The sequence below is a fragment of the Pseudomonas sp. TE6288 genome (assembly GCF_054062095.1).
Genome location: NZ_JBSSEW010000017.1, coordinates 26,497 through 48,349 on the forward strand (window position 1 = coordinate 26,497; position 21,853 = coordinate 48,349).

Here is a 21,853-nt window from a genome sequence, read left to right on the forward strand (position 1 = left end):
TCCTAGGCGTGGCGGACAATTGCCGTTAGACACAGATGGCGAGCAAACCCGGCATACAGCACCCTTGTTGCTGTCTGCGTTCATTTCAAAGTGTTCGCCACGAAGGCTTCTGCGCCTATGAAATCGAGCGCCGCCCGCGCGGCGCTCGATTTTATAGGCGCTGTAAGGGTTGCGGCGGGCACCTGGAGGCCTGCTCTTCACCGAGCAGGACCTGTGGCGGCAAGCGCCAGGTTGCGCTGGTACCTCCTACCTGGCGTTCAGCCAGCGCGACGCTGACGCCGTGCAAGCCGCATGGGTCGCCTCCTGAGCCAGGGGGGCTGACTGGTCAGCCGTTGATCGCGCTTGCCCAGGGCAGGTGGATCCGGGGACTAGACTCGTGGGCAGTGAGACCCGCCCAGGAGAGCGCCCATGACCGCCAAGAACACCGTTTGCCTGTGGTACGACAACGACGCCGAGGACGCGGCGAACTTCTACGCCAGCACCTTTCCCGACAGCCGCGTGACCGCGGTGCACAAGGCGCCCGCCGACTACCCTTCGGGCAAGGCGGGCGACGTGATCACCGTCGAGTTCACCGTGATGGGCGTGCCCTGCATCGGCCTGAACGGCGGCAAGGCGTTCAGCCACAGCGAGGCGTTCTCGTTCCAGGTGGCGACCGACAGCCAGGAAGAGACCGACCGCTACTGGAACGCCATCGTCGGCAATGGTGGCAGTGAAAGTGTCTGTGGCTGGTGCAAGGACAAATGGGGCCTGTCCTGGCAGATCAGTCCACGGATACTCACCGAGGCCGTTGCCAGCGCCGATCGCGGCGTGGCGAAGCGGGCGTTCGAGGCAATGCTACAGATGGGCAGGATCGATATCGCCGCCATCGAGAAAGCCATCAAGGGCTGAACCGAGGGGCGCCTCAGTGCACGCGCTTGCGTTCGCTGACGCATGCCCTCGCTTGCTCGGCCAGCGTATCCAACCGTTCGTCGCGCAGCCGTTCGGCCTCGACCATCGTCGCCTCGCCCTGCTGTTTGAGCAGGTAGGCATGGATCTGCCGCACCTCGACGGTCTGGTAGATCGGCGCGATGTCCAGTCGCCCGATCAGTGCGTCGCTGGCCTTGCCGGTACTGCTCATCAATACCTGCGGCCCGGCGCTGGCGACTACCTGCAGGCCCATGTTCTCGAACCACGGCACTTGCTGGGCAAAGGCGCTCAGCTCGACACAGGCATAGCGGCCACGCACGGCATCCAGCAGGCCACGGGCGATGCCTTGGCGGCGGTGGCTGGCGTCCACGGCGAGGTAGGCGAGGGCGCAGGCTTGCGGGTTGTCCTGGGCTGGCAATACCAGGGCAAAGCCGAGCAACTGGTCCGGCGCGTCGGCATCCAGGGCGAGGGTCAGTTCGACCCGCAGGCCGCGGGTGCCGTCCAGGGCCATCAGGTACTGGTGCACCTCCAGGCCGACACCGTACTGGTACAGCGGGTACAGCGGGTTGTCCGGGTTGATGGCGACGCTGCTGAGCTGACCGACATGGTCGATCACCAGTTGGCGGATCTGGTTCTGGAAGGATTCGGGCGGCACGCCGTCAAGGCGGCTGAGGATGAACATCGCGGGTGGAACTCCGGCAAGGTGTGAAACACCCGCCCCGGACGAGGCGGGTGTCCATTCTACCCGCAGATGCTAGCGCAGCCCAGCCAGCATCAGGTCGAGGTTCTGCACGGCGGCGCCCGACGCGCCCTTGCCCAGGTTGTCGAACACCGCGGTCAGCAGCACCTGGCCGTGCTCGGGGTTGGCGTACAGGGCCAGGCGCAGGTCATTGCTATCGTTCAGCGCCTGCGGGTCGAGCGCCGCGGCCGCGCCATGCTGGTGCAGGGGCATGACCTGCACGTGCCGGGCACCCTGGTAGTGTTGTTCCAGGCAGGCTTGCAACTGCTCGGCGCTGACGCCGGGCAGCAGGCGCAACTGCAGGGGGATGCTCAGCACGATGCCCTGGCGGTAGTCGCCGTAGCCAGGGACGAACACCGGCCTTGCGCTGAGCCCGGCGTGTCGCTGGATCTCCGGCACATGCTTGTGGGCCAGTTCCAGGCCGTACAGCTGCAGCGTCGGCAGGTAATCATCGCTGCGCCGTTCATGGCGCTCGACGGCGGCACGGCCACCGCCGGAGTAGCCGGAAATGGCATGGATGCTCAGCGGGTAGTCGGCGGGCAGCAGGCCGGCCTTGACCAGCGGATGCAGCAGGGCGATGGCACCGGTAGGGTAGCAGCCGGGGTTGCTGACCCGGGTGGCCGTGGCGATGCGCTCGGCCTGCTCGGCGTTCAGCTCCGGCAGGCCGTAGACCCAGCCTGGAGCCGTACGGTGCGCCGAGCTTGCGTCGATCACCCGCACCGCCGGGTTGCGCAGGGTGGCCACGGCCTCGCGGGCGGCTTCGTCGGGCAGGCAGAGCAGGGCGATGTCGGCGCTGTTGATAGCCTCGCTGCGACGGGCCGGGTCCTTGCGCTCGGCCTCGGGCAGGGTTAGCAGGCGCAAGTCATCGCGGCCTTGCAGGCGGGCGTGGATCTGCAGGCCGGTGGTGCCTTGGTCGCCATCGATGAAGACGAGGGGTTGGTGCATGTCGATTATCCGGTGACGAGGGTGATGGCTAATCCTCGCCGCTTACTGGACGAAAGAAAATTTGAATATCATGATGGCCACGTTCAGTAATCCTGAATTGATAGCCGCTCTTGCGAGATCTCATGCGAGAAATCAGCCTCGACCGCCTGCGCACCCTGGTGGTGATCGCCGACTGCGCGTCCTTCGCGCAGGCCGCCCGCCAGCTCAACCTGGCGCCCCCGACCATCAGCCTGCATGTGGCCGAACTGGAGGCGCGCATCGGTGCCCCATTGCTCACCCGCACGCGCGGCCAGGTTCGCCCCACGACCGTTGGTGCGACCCTGCTGGCCCGCGCCCGGCGCCTGCTGGCCGATGCCGACCAGGCGCTGGACGAGGTGCGTCGCCAGGTCGAGGGCTTGACCGGTCGGGTGCGCCTCGGCGCCTCGACCGGCGCCATCGCCCACCTGTTGCCCCAGGCCCTGGAAACCCTGCGGGTGGACCACCCCGGGATCGACGTGCAGGTCCAGGTGCTGACCTCGCAGGCCTCCCTGGCGCGTCTGCGCGAAGGCACCCTGGACATCGGCCTGGTGGCGCTGCCGCAGGTGGCGGGCAAGGGCTTGAGGATCACGCCGTGGCGGCGCGATCCGATCATGGCCTACGTGCCCGCCGACTGGCAGCCGCCGGCGCGGGTCACCCCGGCTTGGCTGGCCGGTAGGGCGCTGATTCTCAACGACAGCACCACCCAGCTGTCGCGGGTCACCTCGGAGTGGTTCGCCACGGCGGGGCTGTACCCCGAGCCGCGAATCGAGCTGAACTACAACGATGCGATCAAGAGCCTGGTGGCCGCCGGGTACGGCGCCACCTTGCTGCCGCAGGAAGGTGAGGTGCGTCAGCCGCAGGCGCGCATTGCCCAACGGCCGCTGCGGCCAGGTTTGTGGCGCCAGCTGGGCATCGCCTGCCGCGAAGGTGAGGTGGAGCGGGCGACCGGGCATGTACTGGAGGCACTTGGGCGGTTGCGCCAGTGACATTTTCAAGGGTCCTGCGGATCGTGCCCCAACGATTGCAGAAACAATGAGAACAGCTCCGGTTGCGACGAGATGTCCAGCTTGGCGTAGAGGTGCCGGCGGTGCACCTTGATGGTCTCCGGTGAAATGGCCAGCCGCTCGGCCATGGCTTTCGATGAATAACCGCGCAGGATAAGCCGGGCGATCTCCAGCTCGCGCTCCGACAGCACCTTGGCACCGAACAGGCTCATGGCGTCGCGCACCTGGTGGGCCATGCCCGCCGCTGGCGCCGGGCGCAGGCTGTGCTGCTGCCAGTGCTGGGTCATCAGCGCGACCACCCACGGACATACCAGCGCCAGCAGGCCGTGGCTGGCGCTGTCGAACCGTTCGCGCCGGCCCAGCGACAGGGACAGGGCGCCGCTGTCGCCGAGCTGGACGATGAACTGCACCTCGTCCTCCAGGACATGGTCGTGGAAGTACTTGAGGTAGTACTCGCTCTGGCGGAACTGGTCCGGCGCCACTTCTTCCAGGCGATGCAGGCCATCGCCGATGCACTCCTGGCAGGCCTGGTAGAACGGGTCGAGCTGATACAGGCCACTCAGGTACAGGGCCATGGCCTCGGGGTTGCCTTCACCCCGCGCGTCGAAAATTTCCAGTGCCCGGGGCAGCCCGGTACGGGGGTAGAACATCGCCAGGGCATTGTCGAATGCCAGCCATTGCTGCAGCAGCAGGAGCAACTGGCGCCAGAAGCGCGGCTGGCCGATCTGCTCGACGGTGCGGGCAAGGCCAGCGTGGGCGCTGGCTTCGGTGAACAGGTGGTGCATGGGCCCCCGTGGCTTACGCCAGTTGCAGGTCAGGTATATCGCAGATTTCCCGATCGCAATGGGTGCGTGGGAGCGGGCTTGCCCCGCGATGGCGTCGGATCAGGCAACCCTGAGTCATCGCGGGGCAAGCCCGCTCCCACAAGTTTCGACCTGCGATTGCGCAGTCTCGGGAGGTTTCCCGCTCCCCGTCAAGAGGCGTACCCCCTAAGGGTAATTGGCCGAAGGCTTGCCCAGGCCTACAGTCCGGCCCAGGTCCAGCGGCCGCGCGACCGGTTTTCCCCTCACAACCAATAACAATCAGAGGAAAAACGCCATGAGCTCCAGCGAAGAGCCCGCAAGCGCGCTCAAGCAGCGCCTGGGTGTGTTCGACGTGGTCGCCATCACTGTTTCCGCGGTGACCCCGGCCAGTTCCGTGTTCGTCATTGCCCCGTTCGCCATCCAACAGGCCGGCAGTGGTGCGTTTCTGTCCTTCATCATGGCCGGTGCGCTGGCGTTGATGTTCGCCTGGTGCTACGCCGAACTGGGGCGCGCGCACAGCTCTGCCGGCGGCGAGTATGTGTACGCCAAGCGCGTGTTCGGCGGGCTGGCGGGCTATGCCACCTTTCTCACCGTGCTGGCCTCGATGCTGTTCATTCCGCCAGTGCTTGCAGGTGGCGCCGCCACCTACCTGAACAATGCCCTGGGCACGCGTTTCGACACCCAGACCGTGGCGCTGGTGATCGTCGTCTCCAGCTATGCGCTGGGTATTCTCAACATCCGCCTGAATGCCTGGATCACCGGGGTGTTCCTGTTCTGCGAGGTCGCCGCGCTGCTGGTGATCGTGATTCTGGGGTTCGGCAATGCCAGCCAACCGGCGGCGAGCCTGTTGCAGCCGCAGATGCTCGAGCAAGGGGTGCTGACGGCGGCACCCTGGGCACTGGTGCTGGGCGCGGTGGGCATGGCGCTGTTCGCCTTCAATGGCTATGGTGGCGCTGTGCTGCTGGCTGAAGACATGAAGGACCGTGGCCGCACCGTGCACCGGGCGGTGCTGTGGTCACTGGCGGTGGTGGTGGCGATCGAGGTGATCCCGCTGGCCGCGCTGCTGATCGGCGCGCCGTCGCTGCAGGCGATGCTGGCCAGCGGCGATCCGATCGGCTACTTGCTGACCGCCCATGGCAACGAGACCCTGGCACGGCTGGTCAGCGCGGGGATCTTCCTCTCGGTGTTCAACGCCATCGTGGCCATTGTCATCCAGGTCGGCCGGGTGGTGTACAGCAGCGGGCGCGACGCGATCTGGACGCCCACGTTCAACCGCGCCTTCACCCTGATCCATCCGCGCTGGGAGTCGCCGTGGCTGGCCACGCTGTTCCTCGCCGTGCCGTCGGCCTTGCTGAGCCTGTCCGGCAGCCTGGAGGAACTGACCTCGTTCACCGTGCTGCTGTTGCTGCTGATCTACCTGGTGGTGGCCGCATGCGCCCTGTGCAGCCGGGTACTGCGCCGCGACCGCGAGCATCCGTACCGTATGCCGCTGTGGCCGTTGCCGGCGCTGCTGGCGGTCAGCGGCGCCGGCTGGCTGCTGGTGACCCTGCTGCGCGAGGCGTCCCTGCGCGACCTGTTGATCATCCTCGGGCTGCTGGCCGTGTCGGTCACGCTGTACAGCACCCACGGCCGGCTCAGCCCGACCTTCCAGAAATTGTGAGCATCCAAGGAGTACACATGCGTGCGCGTCAACTGGGCATCACCCTCGGCCACGGCACCCCGGGCCCGTTCAATGCCATCACCGACGTACCGGGGGTGCGGGTCGGCCACAGCACCCTGATCGACGAACACCGCCCGGCGCCGATCCGCACCGGGGTGACGCTGATCGAGCCCCGCGCAGGCGCGGCTCGTCAGCAGCCCTGTTTCGCCGGCTGCCACGTGCTCAACGGCAACGGCGACGCCACGGGCCTGGAGTGGATCCGCGAGGCCGGTTTGCTGACCACGCCGATCGCCATCACCAATACCCACAGCGTCGGCGTGGTGCGCGATGCGCTGATCGCCGCAGAGCGTGAGCGCCTGCCGGACGAGGCGGTGTACTGGTGCATGCCGGTGGTGATGGAAACCTACGATGGCCTGCTCAATGACATCTGGGGCCAGCACGTGACCCCGGCGCAGGTGCGTCAGGCACAGGAAGCGGCCATCTCGGGGCCGGTGCAGGAAGGGCCGGTGGGCGGTGGCACGGGGATGATCTGCCACGAGTTCAAGGGCGGCATCGGCACCGCCTCGCGGCGCCTGGAGGACGGGCAGGGCGCCTGGACCGTAGGCGCCCTGGTCCAGGCCAACCATGGCCAGCGGCGCGAGTTGCGGGTGGATGGCTACCCGGTGGGGCGTCAGCTGGGGCATTTGCCGTCGCCTTTCGCCGAACCTGTGACCGGCACCCCGGGGATGGGCTCGATCGTGGTGGTGATCGCCACCGACGCGCCACTGCTGCCACATCAGTGCCAGCGCCTGGCCCAGCGCGCGTCGATCGGCATCGCCCGTACTGGTGGCGGCACCGAGGACTCCAGCGGCGATATCTTCCTGGCGTTCTCCACCGGCAACCAGAATCTGCCGCCGGCGGACTATGCACGCAAGGGGCTGGAACAATGCACCGAGTTGCGCATGCTCAACAACGACCATATTTCGGCGTTGTTCATGGCGGCGGCGGAAGCGGTGGAGGAGGCGATCGTCAATGCCTTGCTGGCGGGACGCACGATGCAGGGCAAGGGAGGCGTGGTGGTGCCGGCGCTGGACGGGGATACCTTGCTGACGGCATTGCATGAAGCCGGTTGGAAACCTCGCGACTAGCGTGGTGGCCATCGCGGGGCAAGCCCGCGATGGCCTCGTCGGCACCTACTGGCGAACGCCTGCCAGGGCGCTGCTGGTGCTGCGCGAAACGCGCAAGGCCACCAGGCTACCGACCACGATCAACCCGGCCAGCGCATACAGCGCCGCATCGGTCGAGCCGGTCTGGTCCTTGATGAAGCCCACCAGGTAGGGGCTGAGGAAGCCGGCCATCTGTCCCACCGAGTTGATGATCGCCAGGCCCGCCACGGCGGTGCCGGCGGTGAGAAGCGCGGTCGGCATCGGCCAGAACATCGGCAGTCCGGTCAGCGCGCCCATGGTGGCGATGGACAGGCCGAGGATGGCGATGGTCGGGTGGGCGGCGAAGTTCACCGCGATCAACAGACCCAGCGCCCCCATCAGCATCGGTACCACGAGGTGCCAGCGGCGTTCGTTGCGCAGGTCCGCCGAGCGGCCGACGACAATCATGAACACACCGGCCAGCAGGTATGGGATGGCGCTGAGCCAGCCGATCAGCAGGGGGCTGTCGAAGCCCATGTTCTTGATGATCGACGGTAGCCAGAAGTTGATGGCATAGACACCGCTCTGGATGCAGAAGTAGACGAAACCGAAGGTCCAGATCAGCGGGTTGCCCAGCACCGACATCACGCTGTCGCCGCGGGTGGCCGGCTTGCCGGCGGCGTCGGCTTTCAGGTCCGCCTCGATCAGCTGGCGTTCGGCCGGGCTCAGCCAGCGGGCGCTCTGGTAGCCGTCGCTGAGCAGCACGATGGCCAGCGCGCCCAGCACGACGGTGGGCAAGCCCTGGATCAGGAACATCCACTGCCAGCCGGCCAGGCCGTGCTGGCCCGCGGCGAAGTGGTCGAGGATCCATCCGGAGAACGGCCCGCCCAGCAGCCCGGACACCGGGATCGCCGACATGAACAGGGCCATGATGCGGCCGCGCCGGTCCGCCGGGAACCAGCGCGAGAGGTACAGCACCACGCCCGGGAAGAAGCCTGCCTCGGCGGCGCCGGTCAACAGGCGCAGGGTGTAGAACTCGGTGGGGGTGGTGACGAACAGCAGGCAGGTGGACAGGCTGCCCCAGGCGATCATCATCAGCGCGATCCAGCGCCGCGGCCCGAAGCGGTTGAGCGCCAGGTTGCTGGGCAGGCCGCAGAGCACGTAGCCGATGAAGAAGATGCCGGCGCCGAGGCCGTACACGGTTTCGCTGAATTTCAGTGCGTCGAGCATCTGCAGCTTGGCGAAGCCGACGTTGACGCGGTCGAGGTAGTTGAACAGGTAGCAGATGAAAATGAACGGGATCAGCCGCAGGGTGATGCGCCGGTAGAGCGCGTTGCGGGTGATCTCGTTGCCTTGGTCAGGGGCGGGGCTGTGTGCCATGATCGGGTTCTCTGTTGTTATGGTTGTCACCGCGTCGCCTGTGCCGGCGCTCGCCTGGAAAAGTCTCGGGCAGTGTAGCGCGGCTGTCTTTGTGCTTTTGCACAGCTTCAGGCATGGGCTGCTGTGCCCCCGACCAAAGCCCAGGCCCCGCACGAAAGGTATCTGCACTCGCCCATACTGCGTTGAAGCGGGGCTCGGAATGCTCATGTACTCCAGTACACTGCGCTTCCTCCCCCCCGTTTCGCCTTATCTGGCCTTCGCGCAGACACATTTTGCACAGAGCCTGAGGATTTTTAAATGTTCGAGCTGGACCACGACCTGGCCCAGGACATCGTCGACCGGGCGATGGCCATCCTGCCGTGCAACGTCAACGTGATGGACAGCCAGGGGCTGATCCTGGGCAGTGGCGAGGCCGAGCGCATCAACACCCGCCACGAAGGCGCGCAGCTGGTGCTGGCCAACGGGCGCATCGTCGAGCTGGACGTCGAGGCGGCCAAGTGCCTCAAGGGCGTGCAGCCCGGCGTCAACCTGCCATTGATGCTTGATGGCCGGCTGATCGGCGTGCTCGGCCTGACCGGTGACCCGCAACAGTTGCGCACCTACGGCGAGCTGGTGCGCATGACCGCCGAGATGCTCCTGGCCCAGCGCCATCTGCAGGTGGAGCAGCAGTGGCGTCGCCAGCGCTGCGACGACCTGCTGGCACTGTTGCTGGGCGGCAGCGGCGACTCGCCGCGGCTGGTCGATGAAGCCCGGCAGCTGGGGCTCAAACCGAACCTGCCACGCATTGCCTGCCTGTTCGAGTTGCGTGGCGGCCCGCCTGCCGAGGCGCTCTCGGCCTGGCTGATGAGCCGCTACCCGGACAGCTGGTGTGTCAGCCCTGCGCGCCAGTCGCTGCTGTGGTGTCGGCCGGCCGGTGTGCCGCTGGACGAGCCGCGTCTGCTCGAACGCTTGCAGCGCCACGGCTGGGACGTCGAGCGTCTGGCCCTGGGCAGCCCGGCGCAGAGCCTGGAGCAACTGCGCCGCAGTTACCGGCGGGTGCGCGACCTGCTGGCTTACGGCCGTGAGGTGCTGCCCGACGAGCGCCTGCTGAGCCTGGCCCGCTATCGCCTGCCAGCGCTGCTGTGGCGGCATCGCAACGACGATGCGCTGGACGAGCTGCTCGAACCCTTGCAGCGCATTCGCGCCAAGGATGCCAGCGGGCAATTGCTGCTCACCTTGCGCGCCTGGTGCGCCCATGAGGGGCAGAGCCAGGCCTGCGCCGAGGCGCTGGGTATCCACCGCAACAGTTTGCGCTACCGGCTGGAGCGCATTGCCGAGGTGGGGGAGGTGGATCCGTTGCGCATGGAGGGGATGCTGAGCTTGTACCTGGGGTTGCAGCTGTTGCCGGCGGACTGACGGCTGGCAAAGGCATTCGCCCAAACAACCGCCCCTGGGTTTTGTGCATCCGACCGAGGCCAGTGCACCGCGCACCTGTCAGCATGCGCGGAACAGGACAGGAGAATCCCCATGAAAATCGTCATCGCCCCCGATTCGTTCAAGGACAGCCTCGATGCCTCCGGCGTCGCCCGCGCCATCGCCAGCGGGCTGGCCGAAGTGTGGCCGGCTTGCGAGCGCATCGAATGCCCGATGGCCGATGGCGGTGAAGGCACCATGCAGGCGATCGTCGCCGCCAGTCAGGGCGAGCTGCGCCGCCAGGTGGTGCGCGGCCCGCTGGGCGAGCCCGTCGAGGCCGGGTGGGGTTGGCTGGCCGAGAGCCGCACGGCAGTGATCGAGATGGCCCAGGCCAGTGGCATCCAGCTGGTGCCCAACGGGCAGCGCGACGCTTGCCGCAGCAGCACCTGGGGCACCGGCGAGCTGATCGCCGCGGCGCTGGCGGCCGGCGCTTCGCGGATTGTGCTGGCCATCGGCGGCAGCGCCACCAATGACGGCGGCAGCGGCATGCTGCGTGCGTTGGGCCTGCGCCTGCTGGATGCCCGGGGCGAGCCGTTGGCCGAGGGTGGCCTTGCACTGGCGCAGCTGGCGCGCATCGACGCCAGCGGCCTGGACCCACGCTTGGCGCGGGTGCAGGTGGATGTTGCCGCCGATGTCGACAATCCGCTGTGCGGCGCCAATGGCGCCTCGGCGATCTTCGGCCCGCAGAAGGGTGCCAACCCCGAGCAGGTGCAGGCCCTGGACCAGGCCCTGGCGCGGTTCGCCGATCATTGCGCGGACGTGCTCGGCAAGGATGTGCGTGATGAGCCAGGCAGTGGCGCGGCCGGAGGCATGGGCTTCGCAGCCAAGGCGTTCATGGGCGCGCAGTTCCGCCCAGGGGTCGAGGTGGTCGCCGAGCTGGCCGGGCTCGATGCCCTGGTGCAGGGCGCGGATCTGGTAATTACCGGCGAAGGGCGTTTCGATGCCCAGACCCTGCGCGGCAAGACGCCCCTCGGGGTGGCGCGGGTGGCCAAGCGCCACGGCGTGCCGGTGGTGGTGCTGGCGGGCACGCTCGGTGCGGGCTACGAGCAACTGTATGGGCAGGGCATCGATGCGGCCTTCGCCCTGGCCAGCGGGCCGATGAGCCTGGAGCAGGCTTGTGCCGAGGCGGGGGCGTTGCTCAAGGCGCGGGCCGCGGATGTGGCGCGGTTGTGGCAGGTGGCGCGCCAAGGCTGACGGCTTCGGGTGTTCCTCTCAACGCTTGCAACGCCTGTCAGATCGAGCGCCGCCCGCGCGGCGCATCGCGGATGAATCCGCTCCTACATCTTTTGCAACGTGGCCATGCCTGATAGGCCATGGTTGATAGCCTTGTTGCTCGACGCGATTTTTCGGTGGGCATTGCTGCTGCCCCACCTGTCTCAAGCCTTGCGCCAAGGCTGGCAACCATGGCCTGACAGGTTCGGTACGTTGCAACAAGTGTAGGAGCGGATTCATCCGCGATGCGCCGCGCGGGCGGCGCTCGATCTGACAGGCACTGCAACTCTAACGTCGAGCATCCCGCCTCAGGCGGCGCTCCTTTCATGAATACGCAACAGCCCGACTCCACGCAGCAAAGCGCTGACGCTTTCAGCCCCTCCCGATAAATATTTATTTAGCCTCCTAATCAAAGCTTTGACATTCACTGCCTAAGCAGTAATATTTTCACACAATTGCCCGAGCAGACCGCCGATGTCCCATTTCACCCCGGAAAACTTCCAGACCTGCGCCATCGGCATGCTGCTCGGCCGCGCCGCGCTGCTCAAGGACCGCATCCTCGACTGGCACCTAGAAGCCGACGGCGTCACGGCCGCCCAGTTCAAGGTGCTGATCATCGTCACCCAGTACCAGGTCGATACCCCGGCCGAACTGTGCCGCTACCTCGGTTTGGACAGCGGTTCGATGACCCGCATGCTCGACCGCCTCGTGCAGAAGGGCTTGATCCTGCGCAACCGCTGCCCCGACGACCGCCGCCAGGTGCGCCTGGCCCTCACCGCCGACGGTCAGCGCCTGGCCGACCGCCTGCCCCAGGTCGGCGCGGCGGCAATGAACGAACTGGTCGGCGTGCTGCAGCCCGAGGAGCTCAAGACCCTTGAGCAACTGCTCGCCAAAGTCCTGCTCAGCGCCGGCGACCCCCTGACGATCCGCCGTTTCGGCGACCGTTGATCCCAGTCACGCATTTTCCAAGGTATTGTCATGGCCACTCCCGCTGACACCTCCACCCCGGCACCCGCGCCTGACAACTCGGGCAAGCGCAAGGCCTGGCTGCTCGCCCTGTTGCTGATCCTGATCCTCGCCGGGGCCGGCACCTGGGCCTGGTACAGCCTGGTCGGGCGCTGGCACGAAAGCACCGACGATGCCTACGTCAATGGCAACGTCGTGGAAATCACCCCGCTAGTGACCGGCACCGTCACCAGCATCGGCGCCGACGATGGCGACCTGGTGCATGCCGGCCAGGTATTGCTGCGCTTCGACCCGGCCGACAGCGAGGTTGCCCTGCAGGCTGCCGAGGCCAAGCTGGCGCGTACCGTGCGCCAGGTGCGCGGGCTGTACAGCAATGTCGACTCGCTCAAGGCGCAGTTGCAGACCCGCCAGGCCGAGCTGCAGAAGGCCCAGCAGGACTACAACCGGCGCAAGGTGCTGGCCGACAGCGGTGCCATCGCCGCCGAGGAAGTCGCTCACTCCCGTGATGACCTGACCGTGGCCCAGGCCGCCGTCAACAGTGCCCGCCAGCAACTCAACACCAGCACCGCGCTGGTCGACGACACGGTGGTCTCGTCGCACCCGGAAGTGATGGCCGCCGCCGCCGACCTGCGCCAGGCCTACCTGGACCATGCCCGCACCACGCTGGTGGCGCCGGTCACCGGCTATGTCGCCAAGCGCACCGTACAACTGGGCCAGCGCCTGCAGCCGGGCACCGCGACCATGGCGGTGATCCCGCTGGACGAGGTGTGGGTCGACGCCAACTTCAAGGAAACCCAACTGCGCGACATGCGCATCGGCCAGCCGGTGGAAATCACCGCCGACCTGTACGGCAGCGAAGTGACCTACTCCGGCACCGTCGACAGCCTCGGCGCCGGCACCGGCAGCGCCTTTGCCCTGTTGCCGGCGCAAAATGCCACCGGTAACTGGATCAAGATCGTCCAGCGGGTACCGGTACGGATCCATCTGGACCCTGAACAGCTGAAGACCCATCCGCTGCGCATCGGCCTGTCCACCGTCGCCGAAGTCGACCTGCACGACCAGAGTGGCCCGGCACTGGCCCAGCAACCGCCGCAGCAGGCCAGCTACACCACCGAGGTGTACGACCGCCAGCTGGTCGAGGCCGATGACCTGATCGCCCGGCTGATCCACGAAAACAGCGCCACCGGCAAGACGGCCCAGCGATGAGCCAGGCGGCCCCCGCGCAGTTCACCCCGCCGAGCCTGCTGTTGACCACGATCGGGCTGTCCCTGGCGACGTTCATGCAGGTGCTCGACACTACCATCGCCAACGTGGCGTTGCCGACCATTTCCGGCAACCTCGGGGTGAGCTCGGAGCAGGGCACCTGGGTGATCACCTCGTTCGCGGTGAGCAACGCCATCGCGCTGCCGCTGACCGGCTGGCTGAGCCGGCGTTTCGGCGAAGTGAAGCTGTTCATCTGGGCCACGCTGCTGTTCGTGCTGGCGTCGTTCCTGTGCGGTATCGCCCAGTCGATGCCCGAGCTGGTGTTCTTCCGGGTGCTGCAGGGGGTGGTGGCCGGCCCGCTGTACCCGATGACTCAGACTCTGCTGATTGCCGTGTATCCGCCGGCGAAACGGGGGATGGCCCTGGCGTTGCTAGCGATGGTCACGGTGGTCGCGCCGATTGCCGGGCCGATCCTTGGCGGCTGGATCACCGACAGCTATAGCTGGCCGTGGATCTTCTTCATCAACGTGCCGATCGGCCTGTTCGCCGCCGCCGTGGTGCGCCAGCAGATGCGCACGCGCCCGGTGGTCACCAGCCGCCAGCCGATGGACTACATCGGCCTGCTGACCCTGATCGTCGGTGTCGGCGCCTTGCAGGTGGTGCTGGACAAGGGCAACGACCTGGACTGGTTCGAGTCGTCGTTCATCGTCATCGGCACGTTGATCTCGGTGGTGTTCCTGGCGGTGTTCGTCATCTGGGAGCTGACCGACCGCCACCCGGTGGTCAACCTGCGCCTGTTCGTGCACCGCAACTTCCGTATTGGCACCCTGGTGCTGGTGGGCGGCTACGCGGGGTTCTTCGGCATCAACCTGATCCTGCCGCAATGGCTGCAGACCCAGATGGGCTACACCGCCACCTGGGCGGGCCTGGCGGTGGCGCCGATTGGCCTGTTGCCGGTGCTGATGTCGCCGTTCGTGGGCAAGTACGCGCACCGTTTCGACCTGCGCCTGCTGGCCGGCATCGCCTTCCTGGCGATCGGCACCAGCTGCTACATGCGCGCCGGCTTCACCAACGAGGTGGACTTCCTGCACATCGCCCTGGTGCAGTTGTTCATGGGCATCGGCGTGGCGCTGTTCTTCATGCCGACCCTGAGCATCCTGCTGTCGGACCTGCCACCGCACCAGATCGCCGACGGTTCGGGGCTGGCGACGTTCCTGCGCACCCTGGGCGGCAGCTTCGCCGCGTCGCTGACCACCTGGATCTGGATACGCCGGGCCGACCAGCATCATGCCTACCTCAGCGAGCACATCAGCACCTTCGAGCCGGCCACCCGCCAGACCCTGGAACAACTGGGCGGTGCCAGCCCGCAGAACTTCGCGAAGCTGGAGCAGATCCTCAACAGCCAGGCGTACATGATGTCGACGGTGGACTACTTCACCTTGCTGACCTGGGTGTTCGCCGGGTTGATCTTGCTGGTGTGGCTGGCCAAGCCACCGTTCACGGCCAAGGCCGCGCCGGCGTCGGCGGGGCATTGAGAGCAACCTGCGGGGGCGGCCCGACAAGCCCCCTTTTGCGGTGGGGCCGCAGGTTTTCAAATGATGGCATTTCCCCTAATCTTGTAGGTCTTTTCCGGACTACTTGGCAGGCTCATGGACAAGGTCATCGTCATCACCGGCGCCAGCCGTGGCATCGGCGCCGCTACCGCGTTGCTGGCGGCGCAACAGGGTTACCGCATCTGCATCAACTACCACGCCGATGACCAGGCCGCCGAGGCGATGCTGGCGCAGGTCCGCGCGCTGGGCGCGGACGCCATCGCGGTGCGCGCCGACGCCAGCGTCGAGGATGAAGTGGTACGGCTGTTCCACTTCGTCGACCAGGAGCTCGGGCCGGTCACCGCGCTGGTCAACAACGCCGGGACCATCGGCCAGCAGAGCCGGGTCGAGGAGATGTCGGAGTTTCGCCTGCTCAAGGTGATGAAGACCAATGTGGTCGGGCCGATGCTGTGCGCCAAGCATGCCTTGCTGCGCATGGCCCGACGGCATGGCGGGCAGGGCGGGGCGATCGTCAATGTGTCGTCGGTGGCCGCGCGCCTGGGCTCGCCCAACGAATATGTCGACTACGCCGCGTCCAAGGGCGCGCTGGATACCTTCACTCTCGGCCTGGCCAAGGAGGTGGCGGGCGAGGGGGTACGGGTCAACGGCGTGCGCCCGGGGTACATTCACACCGGCTTCCATGCCCTGAGTGGCGATCCGGACCGGGTCGGCAAGCTCGAGCCCGGCCTGCCGATGGGGCGTGGCGGCAAGCCTGAGGAAGTGGCCGAGGCAATCATGTGGCTGCTGTCGGACAAGGCCTCCTATTCGACCGGCAGTTTCATTGACCTGGGCGGCGGGCGCTGACCGGGGTCATCCGGCGCTCAACAAATGGGCCACCGCGTCGGTAATGGCCGTCAGTTCGAACGGTTTGCGCAGTACCTGCGTACGTGGGGGCAGTTGCCCATCGGCGAGCGCCGCGCTTTCGTCATAACCGGTGATGAACAGCACCGGCAACGCCGGATGCAAGGCACGGCTCGCCTCAGCGACCTGGCGACCATTGAGGCTGCCAGGCAAGCCGATATCGCTGATCAACAATTGTGGAACCAGCCCCCCTTCGAGCATAGTCAGCGCCGCGGCACCGTCGCCTGCGCTATGCACTTCATGCCCGAGTTCCTCCAGCAGCTCACCGATCACCAGGCGCAGGGCAGCCTGGTCCTCAACCAGCAGGATGCGTGCCTGCCCGAGGTGCACCAGCGGTGTGGCCTGCGGCAGCGCCTGCGGTAGCGCTGGCGCCTCATGGTGGTGTGGCAGGTAGAGTTCGACCCGCGTACCTTCGCCCACGGTCGAGCGGATCCGCAACTGGCCGCCGGACTGGCGTACGAAGCCGAACGCCATCGACAGCCCCAGCCCGGTTCCCTGGCCGAGCGGCTTGGTGGTGAAGAACGGGTCGATTGCCCGTTCGATCACCTCCGGCGCCATGCCGCGACCATTGTCCTCGACATTCAGTTGCAGGTAGTCGCCTGCCGGGAGGTCGAGCGCTGCGGCACTCGCTTCGTCCAGATGCCGGTTCTCGCAGCGTATCTCGATTCTTCCTCCATTGGGCAGGGCGTCGCGGGCATTGATGCACAGATTGAGCAGGGCGCTTTCCAGTTGCGGGGGATCGATGAAGGTCGGCCAGAGCTGCGGTGCGCAAGCGACACTGAGATCAATGGCCGGTCCCACGCTACGGCGGATCAGATCCTCCATGTCGAGGACCAGCGCGCCAACTGCGGTAGCCCGTGGCAACAAGGTCTGGCGTCGCGAGAACGCCAGCAGGCGATGCACCAGTGCCGCAGCCCGTCGTGCCGAATCGCTGGCGGTATCGAGCAAGGCAGGGATCTCTTCGTGGCGTGCCTGGCCCAGGCGTTGGCGCATCAGCTCCTGGGCGCCGAGTATGCCACCGAGCAAGTTGTTGAAGTCATGGGCGATGCCGCCGGTAAGCTGGCCGACGGCTTCCATCTTCTGCGCCTGACGCAAGGCCTCCTCGGCCTCGAGCAGGCGCTTCTGCTCGTTGGCCTGACGGCTGATGTCGTAGACGAACAGGTAGGCGCCGACAACACCGCCGTCGGCGTTGCGCAGGGGGTTGAAGCGCAGTTCGAAATGTCGCCGGTAGTTGCCGCGCCCATATTCGATCACTTCGATGAAGCTTTCGCCCGCCAGCGCCCGGTGCCAGAGCGCCACCGAGCGCTGGTACTCATCGGGGAAACCGTCCAGGCAATCGGCCAGGCGATCACCTGCCTTAAGCGTGCGCCCGAAAAGAAACTGGAAATCCTTGACCGCACGGGTATTCACAGCAAGAAAACGTAGCGAGGTGTCCACCACCTGGACGCGCGCCACGCTGTGCTCGACCAGTTCGGCGAACAGGCTGCGTTCGGCCAGGGCGTCAGCCACGCGTTGTTCGAGATGGTCGTTGAGCTGTTGCAGTGCGGTTTCCGCCCGACGTCGCTCGGTAACGTCCTGGAACAGCACCGCCACCTGATTGCGCTCGGCGGGCTCGATACGGAAGGTGGTTACCGCCAGGATCCTGCCGGTGGCCACCAGTTCCTGTTCGAACTGCAATGGTTGGCCAGTGCGCAATACCTGGCCGTAGCGGGCCACCCAGTCGTCGGCCTCGTCGGGCACCATCTCCCGCAGCTTCTGTCCGACTACATTGGGTATGCCGGCATGGCGGGCGTAGGCGGCGTTGGCGACGACATGGATGTAGTCGCTGAGCGGCCCATGGGGACCGTCGAAGAACTCGATGACGCAGAAGCCCTCGTCCATGGTGTCGAACAAGAAGCGATAAAGGCTGTTGTCGATGTCCTTGCGTTGGGCGAGCTGGCTTTCGAGTTCGGCATTGCGCTGGCGCAATGCCTGGATTTCACGTTCGGGCATGCAGGTGTCCGGAGTTCGGCGTTGGGCGTGAACCAACTGTATCCTGCATGCCCATCGGCGGCTAGAACGAACGCACGATCCGCCCGAGGGTCTCCATGGCCTGCTCCGCGCCATCGCCCCAAGGGCTGCCATAGTTCAGGCGGATGCAGTTGCCGAAGCGCCGGGTCGGCGAGAAGATCGGCCCAGGGGCGATGCTGATGCCCTGGGCCAACGCCATGTGGAACAGCTTCAGCGCGTCCATCTGTTCGGGCAGTTCCAGCCACAGGAAGTAGCCGCCGGAAGGCTGGCTGACCCGGGTCTGCGCCGGGAAATGGCGGGCGATGGCGGCGAGCATGTTGGCCTGCTGGCCCTCCAGCGCGTAGCGCAGCTTGCGCAGGTGGCGATCGTAGCCACCGTGCTGCAGGTAGTCGGCGATCGCCGCCTGGGCCGGCATCGAGGCGCACAGCGAGGTCATCAGCTTGAGCCGCTCGATCTTCTGCGCAAAGCGCCCGGCCGCGACCCAGCCGATGCGATAGCCCGGGGCCAGGCTCTTGGCGAACGAGCCGCAATGCATCACCAGCCCTTCGGTATCGAAGGCCTTGGCCGGCTTCGGCGCCTGCTGCGAGTAGTACAGCTCGGCGTAGACGTCGTCCTCGATCAGCGGCACCTGGTGGCGGCGCAGCAGCTCGACCAGTTCCTGCTTCTTGGCCTCCGGCATGCTCGCGCCCACCGGGTTCTGGAAGTTGGTCATGCACCACACGGCCTTGATCGGGTGCTTGTCCAGGGTCTGGGCCAGCACGCCGAGGTCCATGCCCTCGCGCGGGTGCACCGGGATTTCCACCGCCTTGAGCTTGAGGCGCTCGAGCACCTGCAGGCAGGCATAGAAGGCCGGTGCCTCGATGGCCACCAGGTCACCGGGCTGGGTCACGGCCTGCAGGCACAGGTTCAAGGCCTCCAGCGCGCCGTTGGTGATCAGCAGCTCTTCCATCGGCAGCATCAGCCCGCCGACCATGTAGCGCAGGGCGATCTGCCGACGCAGTTGCGGATTGCCCGGCGACAGGTCGGTGACCACCATGCGTGGGTCCATGGCCCGGCTGGCGCTGGCCAGCGAACGGGACAGGCGCTGCAGCGGGAACAGGCTCGGGCTGGGGAAGGCCGAGCCGAACGGCACGGTGTGCGGGTCCTTGATCGAGTCGAGGATCGAGAACACCAGGCCGCTCACATCCACATCGGTGGACTCGCTGGCCGGCGCCTGGGGTTGCGGCTCGCAGAACGGCCGCGGCGCGTGGGCGTTGACGAAGTAGCCAGAGCGCGGCCGCGCGCGGATCAAGCCGCGGCGTTCCAGCAGGTAGTAGGCCTGGAACACGGTGGACGGGCTGACCCCGTGGGTCTGGCTGGCGTAGCGCACCGAGGGCACCCGCTGGCCGGGGCCGAGCACCCCGGAGCGGATCAGTTCGGCAATGTCGTCGGCGAATCGTTCGTAGCGTTTCATTGTGTTTTTGGCAGGCAAGGTGAGTGTCAGTGTAAGGGATCAGCGATTCATCGGCGCGACGAAACGGCTGTGTGCAGTGCTGCGGATCCCCGGCTGGTCGCTGTCCTGGATCTCGAAGGTCAGTTCCTGGGAGCTGCTGGTCGGGCGATCGGCAAGCATCGCCACCGACACCGGCAGTTCGCTCATCTCGCCGGAGGCCAGGGTGAATTCGGTGCGGCCGTGCAGCTCGAAGCCGTCGGCGTCAACCAGGCGCAGACGATAGTGCTGGGGTTCCTGGGTCTTGTTGATGATCTTGAGCAGGTAGATGTTCTCGATCTGGCCCAAGGCGTTCTCGCGGAACAAGCCACGGTCCTTGATCACGTCCATCGATACCATCGGGCGCATCTGCAGGGCGACCACCAGGGCGCCGATCATCACCGTCAGCGCGGCGGCGTAGCCGAGCAGGCGAGGGCGCAGCCAGTGGGTCTTGCCGCCTTGCAGGTTGTGTTCGGACTTGTAGCCGATCAGGCCGCGCGTATAGCCCATCTTGTTCATCACCCCATCGCAGGCGTCGATGCAGGCGGCGCAGCCGATGCAGGCCATTTGCAGGCCTTCGCGGATATCGATGCCGGTGGGGCACACCTGCACGCACAGGGTGCAGTCGATGCAGTCGCCCAGGCCCTGGCTGCGTGCGTCGCTGCCTTTCTTGCGCGGGCCACGGGCTTCACCGCGGCTGGGGTCGTAGGCCACTGCCAGGGTGTCCTTGTCGAACATCACGCTCTGGAACCGTGCATAGGGGCACATGTGCATGCACACCGCTTCGCGCAGCCAGCCGGCATTGAGATAGGTGGCGGCGGTGAAGAACAGCACCCAGAACAAGGCTACCCCACCCAGCTCGAAGGTGAACAGTTCGGCAGCCAGCGGGCGGATCGGCGTGAAGTAGCCGACGAAGGTCAGCCCGGTGAGCACGCCGATGGCCAGCCACAGGCCATGCTTGAGGCCGCGACGGGCGATCTTCTCCGCGCCCCACGGCGCGGCGGCCAGCTTGATGCGCTGGTTGCGGTCGCCCTCGGCGATCTTCTCGCACCACATGAACAGCCAGGTCCAGGTGCTTTGCGGGCAGCTGTAGCCGCACCAGACGCGCCCGGCGAACACGGTGATGGCGAACAGGCCGAAGGCGCAGATGATCAGCAGCGCCGACAGCAGGATGAAGTCCTGCGGCCAGAAGGTCGCGCCGAAGATATGGAACTTGCTGTCGGCCAGGTCCCAGAGCACGGCCTGGCGGTCGCCCCATTGCAACCAGGCGGTGCCGAAGAACAGCACGAACAGCAACCCGGCGAAGGCGATCCGCAGGTTGCGGTAGAAGCCGGTGAAACTGCGTGTATGAATGCCACCGGCCACCTGGCTTTTGCTCTTTTGGGTGGTGGGGGCAATCTCGATGACTCGGAAGGGGATTCTGTCGCTCATGGTTCGTCGCTCATCAGGCCTCGATCAGGCCAGGGCACTATGGCCCTCGATCTGTTTTCAGCACAGGCCCAGGTATCGAGATAAAAACCATATCAGATGAGAGGTGAGTTTGTTGAAGCCTTGTATTTCGGTGCTTGGCGTACTGGATTGCAGATGCCTGCGGCTATCCACCGCACCTTTGTTTAGTGGTATTGGCCGCTTTGCGCCTCATCGCCGGGCTGGCTGAAAGAGAATCGCCGGATCCTATCGCGCTTCGACAGGCTCGCGAAAAGCTATGCCGCCACGAGGTCACCACCCAGAACGCAAGCGCCCCCGCTCTCTTAAAGCTGCATGACGGCGAGCGCCCTGCGCAGAGGCTCGTCGGATATCTGGATAGGGCCGTGAAATGGCACGTCCATGTCCAATACGAGGTACACGGAAGCCGAAATAAGCAATGAAGAAATGATGAACATCGCTATTACCATCGAATTAGGGGGCGCGCGGTATCCAAAACTGGCGAAAATGAGCGTCAACCAAGCAGCAAGCATCCCGATAAGCGGGCCGGGAATTGCCCCCTCTGACTGCTCGACGATCCTCCAGCGTTGCTCGATGAGCGAATGATATTGCTGACGAATATCCTGCAGCATCGTTTCATGGTAACGGTCTGGCGGCTTAATAACGGCCAAAGATTTTCCTATGTCATCCAAGTATTTAGCTGCTTCGCTGTTACGATGTTGCAGCGCCTCGTCCCCCCGGTATGGCGTCGCGATAGCGTGCTCAAGATAGATGATCAGTCGGTTGCGAGTCTCTTGGGCCGAATCGCCATAGCCCCGCAGTGTCCGATCAAAAATGATCATGCTGGTTGCATACCCATGGAAGTTTGCATCAATGGACTCGAAGGTATTTTTGGCAGAATTGATCATCAAGCCAAAGACCAGTGATGTCATCACCACAAAAATGTTAGCTACCAGGCGAATTACTGTATTAGTGTCTTCATCCCTGTGGTGGGATGCCAGCTTTGGGTACCACAGCATCATGAGCAGCGAGGCGGCGACCAAGCACCCAAAAATGGCCAGTGCGATCCAGAGAGCGTTCATGCA

General features: G+C 65.9%; 18 protein-coding genes. 10 read left to right on the top strand and 8 right to left on the bottom strand.

Features of this window, described 5'->3' with window-relative positions:
* The first annotated feature begins 408 nt into the window (after positions 1-408).
* Positions 409-888 carry a VOC family protein gene (locus tag ACVWY1_RS18720; RefSeq protein WP_139670445.1) on the top strand — a complete coding sequence of 160 codons (480 nt, stop codon included), beginning with the start codon at positions 409-411 and terminating at the stop codon, positions 886-888.
* A 13-nt stretch (positions 889-901) separates the two neighbouring features.
* Here ACVWY1_RS18720 and ACVWY1_RS18725 read toward each other — a convergent pair whose 3' ends face one another.
* Positions 902-1,588, bottom strand: coding sequence for a GNAT family N-acetyltransferase (locus tag ACVWY1_RS18725; RefSeq protein ID WP_277504620.1), 687 nt, complete (start codon positions 1,586-1,588; stop codon positions 902-904).
* 72 nt (positions 1,589-1,660) lie between these two features.
* A complete protein-coding gene (argC, locus tag ACVWY1_RS18730; protein ID WP_277504618.1) occupies positions 1,661-2,590 on the bottom strand; it encodes an N-acetyl-gamma-glutamyl-phosphate reductase in 930 nt (309 codons plus the stop codon).
* Positions 2,591-2,712: 122 nt separating this feature from the next.
* Between argC and ACVWY1_RS18735 the strand changes: the two genes are divergently transcribed.
* Entirely contained in the window at positions 2,713-3,594 is an 882-nt protein-coding gene (locus ACVWY1_RS18735; RefSeq protein ID WP_102682397.1) for a LysR family transcriptional regulator, read from the top strand.
* A 5-nt stretch (positions 3,595-3,599) separates the two neighbouring features.
* On the opposite strand, the gene ACVWY1_RS18740 is transcribed toward ACVWY1_RS18735, so the two are convergent.
* On the bottom strand, positions 3,600-4,397 hold the full coding sequence (locus tag ACVWY1_RS18740; RefSeq protein ID WP_277504616.1) for a helix-turn-helix transcriptional regulator: 798 nt from the start codon (positions 4,395-4,397) through the stop codon (positions 3,600-3,602).
* A 313-nt stretch (positions 4,398-4,710) separates the two neighbouring features.
* Here ACVWY1_RS18740 and ACVWY1_RS18745 point away from each other — a divergent pair, with 313 nt between their 5' ends.
* Both ACVWY1_RS18745 and ACVWY1_RS18750 read left to right on the top strand, forming a co-directional pair.
* The gene (locus ACVWY1_RS18745; RefSeq protein WP_277504614.1) at positions 4,711-6,075 is read left to right on the top strand and encodes an APC family permease; all 1,365 of its coding nucleotides are present in this window, start codon (positions 4,711-4,713) and stop codon (positions 6,073-6,075) included.
* Positions 6,076-6,092: 17 nt separating this feature from the next.
* Entirely contained in the window at positions 6,093-7,202 is a 1,110-nt protein-coding gene (locus ACVWY1_RS18750) for a DmpA family aminopeptidase (RefSeq protein WP_277504612.1), read from the top strand.
* Positions 7,203-7,247: 45 nt separating this feature from the next.
* On the opposite strand, the gene ACVWY1_RS18755 is transcribed toward ACVWY1_RS18750, so the two are convergent.
* Positions 7,248-8,579, bottom strand: coding sequence for an MFS transporter (locus ACVWY1_RS18755; protein WP_198754259.1), 1,332 nt, complete (start codon positions 8,577-8,579; stop codon positions 7,248-7,250).
* 297 nt (positions 8,580-8,876) lie between these two features.
* On the opposite strand from ACVWY1_RS18755, the gene ACVWY1_RS18760 reads away from it, so the two are divergent.
* The 6 genes from ACVWY1_RS18760 to ACVWY1_RS18785 all read left to right on the top strand — a co-directional run bounded on the left by ACVWY1_RS18760 (position 8,877) and on the right by ACVWY1_RS18785 (position 15,808).
* Positions 8,877-9,974, top strand: coding sequence for a sugar diacid recognition domain-containing protein (locus ACVWY1_RS18760; protein ID WP_139670461.1), 1,098 nt, complete (start codon positions 8,877-8,879; stop codon positions 9,972-9,974).
* A gap of 111 nt (positions 9,975-10,085) precedes the next feature.
* Positions 10,086-11,225 carry a glycerate kinase gene (locus ACVWY1_RS18765; protein ID WP_457378611.1) on the top strand — a complete coding sequence of 380 codons (1,140 nt, stop codon included), beginning with the start codon at positions 10,086-10,088 and terminating at the stop codon, positions 11,223-11,225.
* Between the two features lie 492 nt (positions 11,226-11,717).
* Positions 11,718-12,191: a MarR family winged helix-turn-helix transcriptional regulator gene (locus ACVWY1_RS18770; RefSeq protein WP_277504606.1), complete on the top strand. Its 474-nt coding sequence runs from the start codon at positions 11,718-11,720 to the stop codon at positions 12,189-12,191.
* 30 nt (positions 12,192-12,221) lie between these two features.
* The gene (locus ACVWY1_RS18775) at positions 12,222-13,415 is read left to right on the top strand and encodes an HlyD family secretion protein (protein WP_102682404.1); all 1,194 of its coding nucleotides are present in this window, start codon (positions 12,222-12,224) and stop codon (positions 13,413-13,415) included.
* On the top strand, positions 13,412-14,947 hold the full coding sequence (locus ACVWY1_RS18780) for a DHA2 family efflux MFS transporter permease subunit (RefSeq protein ID WP_277504603.1): 1,536 nt from the start codon (positions 13,412-13,414) through the stop codon (positions 14,945-14,947). Before ACVWY1_RS18775 ends, ACVWY1_RS18780 begins: the two co-directional genes overlap by 4 nt.
* A 114-nt stretch (positions 14,948-15,061) precedes the next feature.
* Positions 15,062-15,808 carry an SDR family oxidoreductase gene (locus tag ACVWY1_RS18785; protein WP_102682406.1) on the top strand — a complete coding sequence of 249 codons (747 nt, stop codon included), beginning with the start codon at positions 15,062-15,064 and terminating at the stop codon, positions 15,806-15,808.
* Between the two features lie 6 nt (positions 15,809-15,814).
* On the opposite strand, the gene ACVWY1_RS18790 is transcribed toward ACVWY1_RS18785, so the two are convergent.
* From ACVWY1_RS18790 to ACVWY1_RS18805, 4 genes are all read right to left on the bottom strand, one after another.
* Positions 15,815-17,857 carry a PAS domain-containing protein gene (locus ACVWY1_RS18790; protein ID WP_457378612.1) on the bottom strand — a complete coding sequence of 681 codons (2,043 nt, stop codon included), beginning with the start codon at positions 17,855-17,857 and terminating at the stop codon, positions 15,815-15,817.
* Between the two features lie 61 nt (positions 17,858-17,918).
* A complete protein-coding gene (gene mapR, locus ACVWY1_RS18795) occupies positions 17,919-19,328 on the bottom strand; it encodes a GntR family transcriptional regulator MpaR (protein WP_457378613.1) in 1,410 nt (469 codons plus the stop codon).
* A gap of 39 nt (positions 19,329-19,367) precedes the next feature.
* Positions 19,368-20,774, bottom strand: a complete 1,407-nt coding sequence (gene ccoG / locus ACVWY1_RS18800; protein WP_457378614.1) for a cytochrome c oxidase accessory protein CcoG — start codon at positions 20,772-20,774, stop codon at positions 19,368-19,370.
* A 320-nt stretch (positions 20,775-21,094) separates the two neighbouring features.
* On the bottom strand, positions 21,095-21,850 hold the full coding sequence (locus ACVWY1_RS18805; RefSeq protein ID WP_277504595.1) for a bestrophin-like domain: 756 nt from the start codon (positions 21,848-21,850) through the stop codon (positions 21,095-21,097).
* Positions 21,851-21,853: the final 3 nt, after the last annotated feature.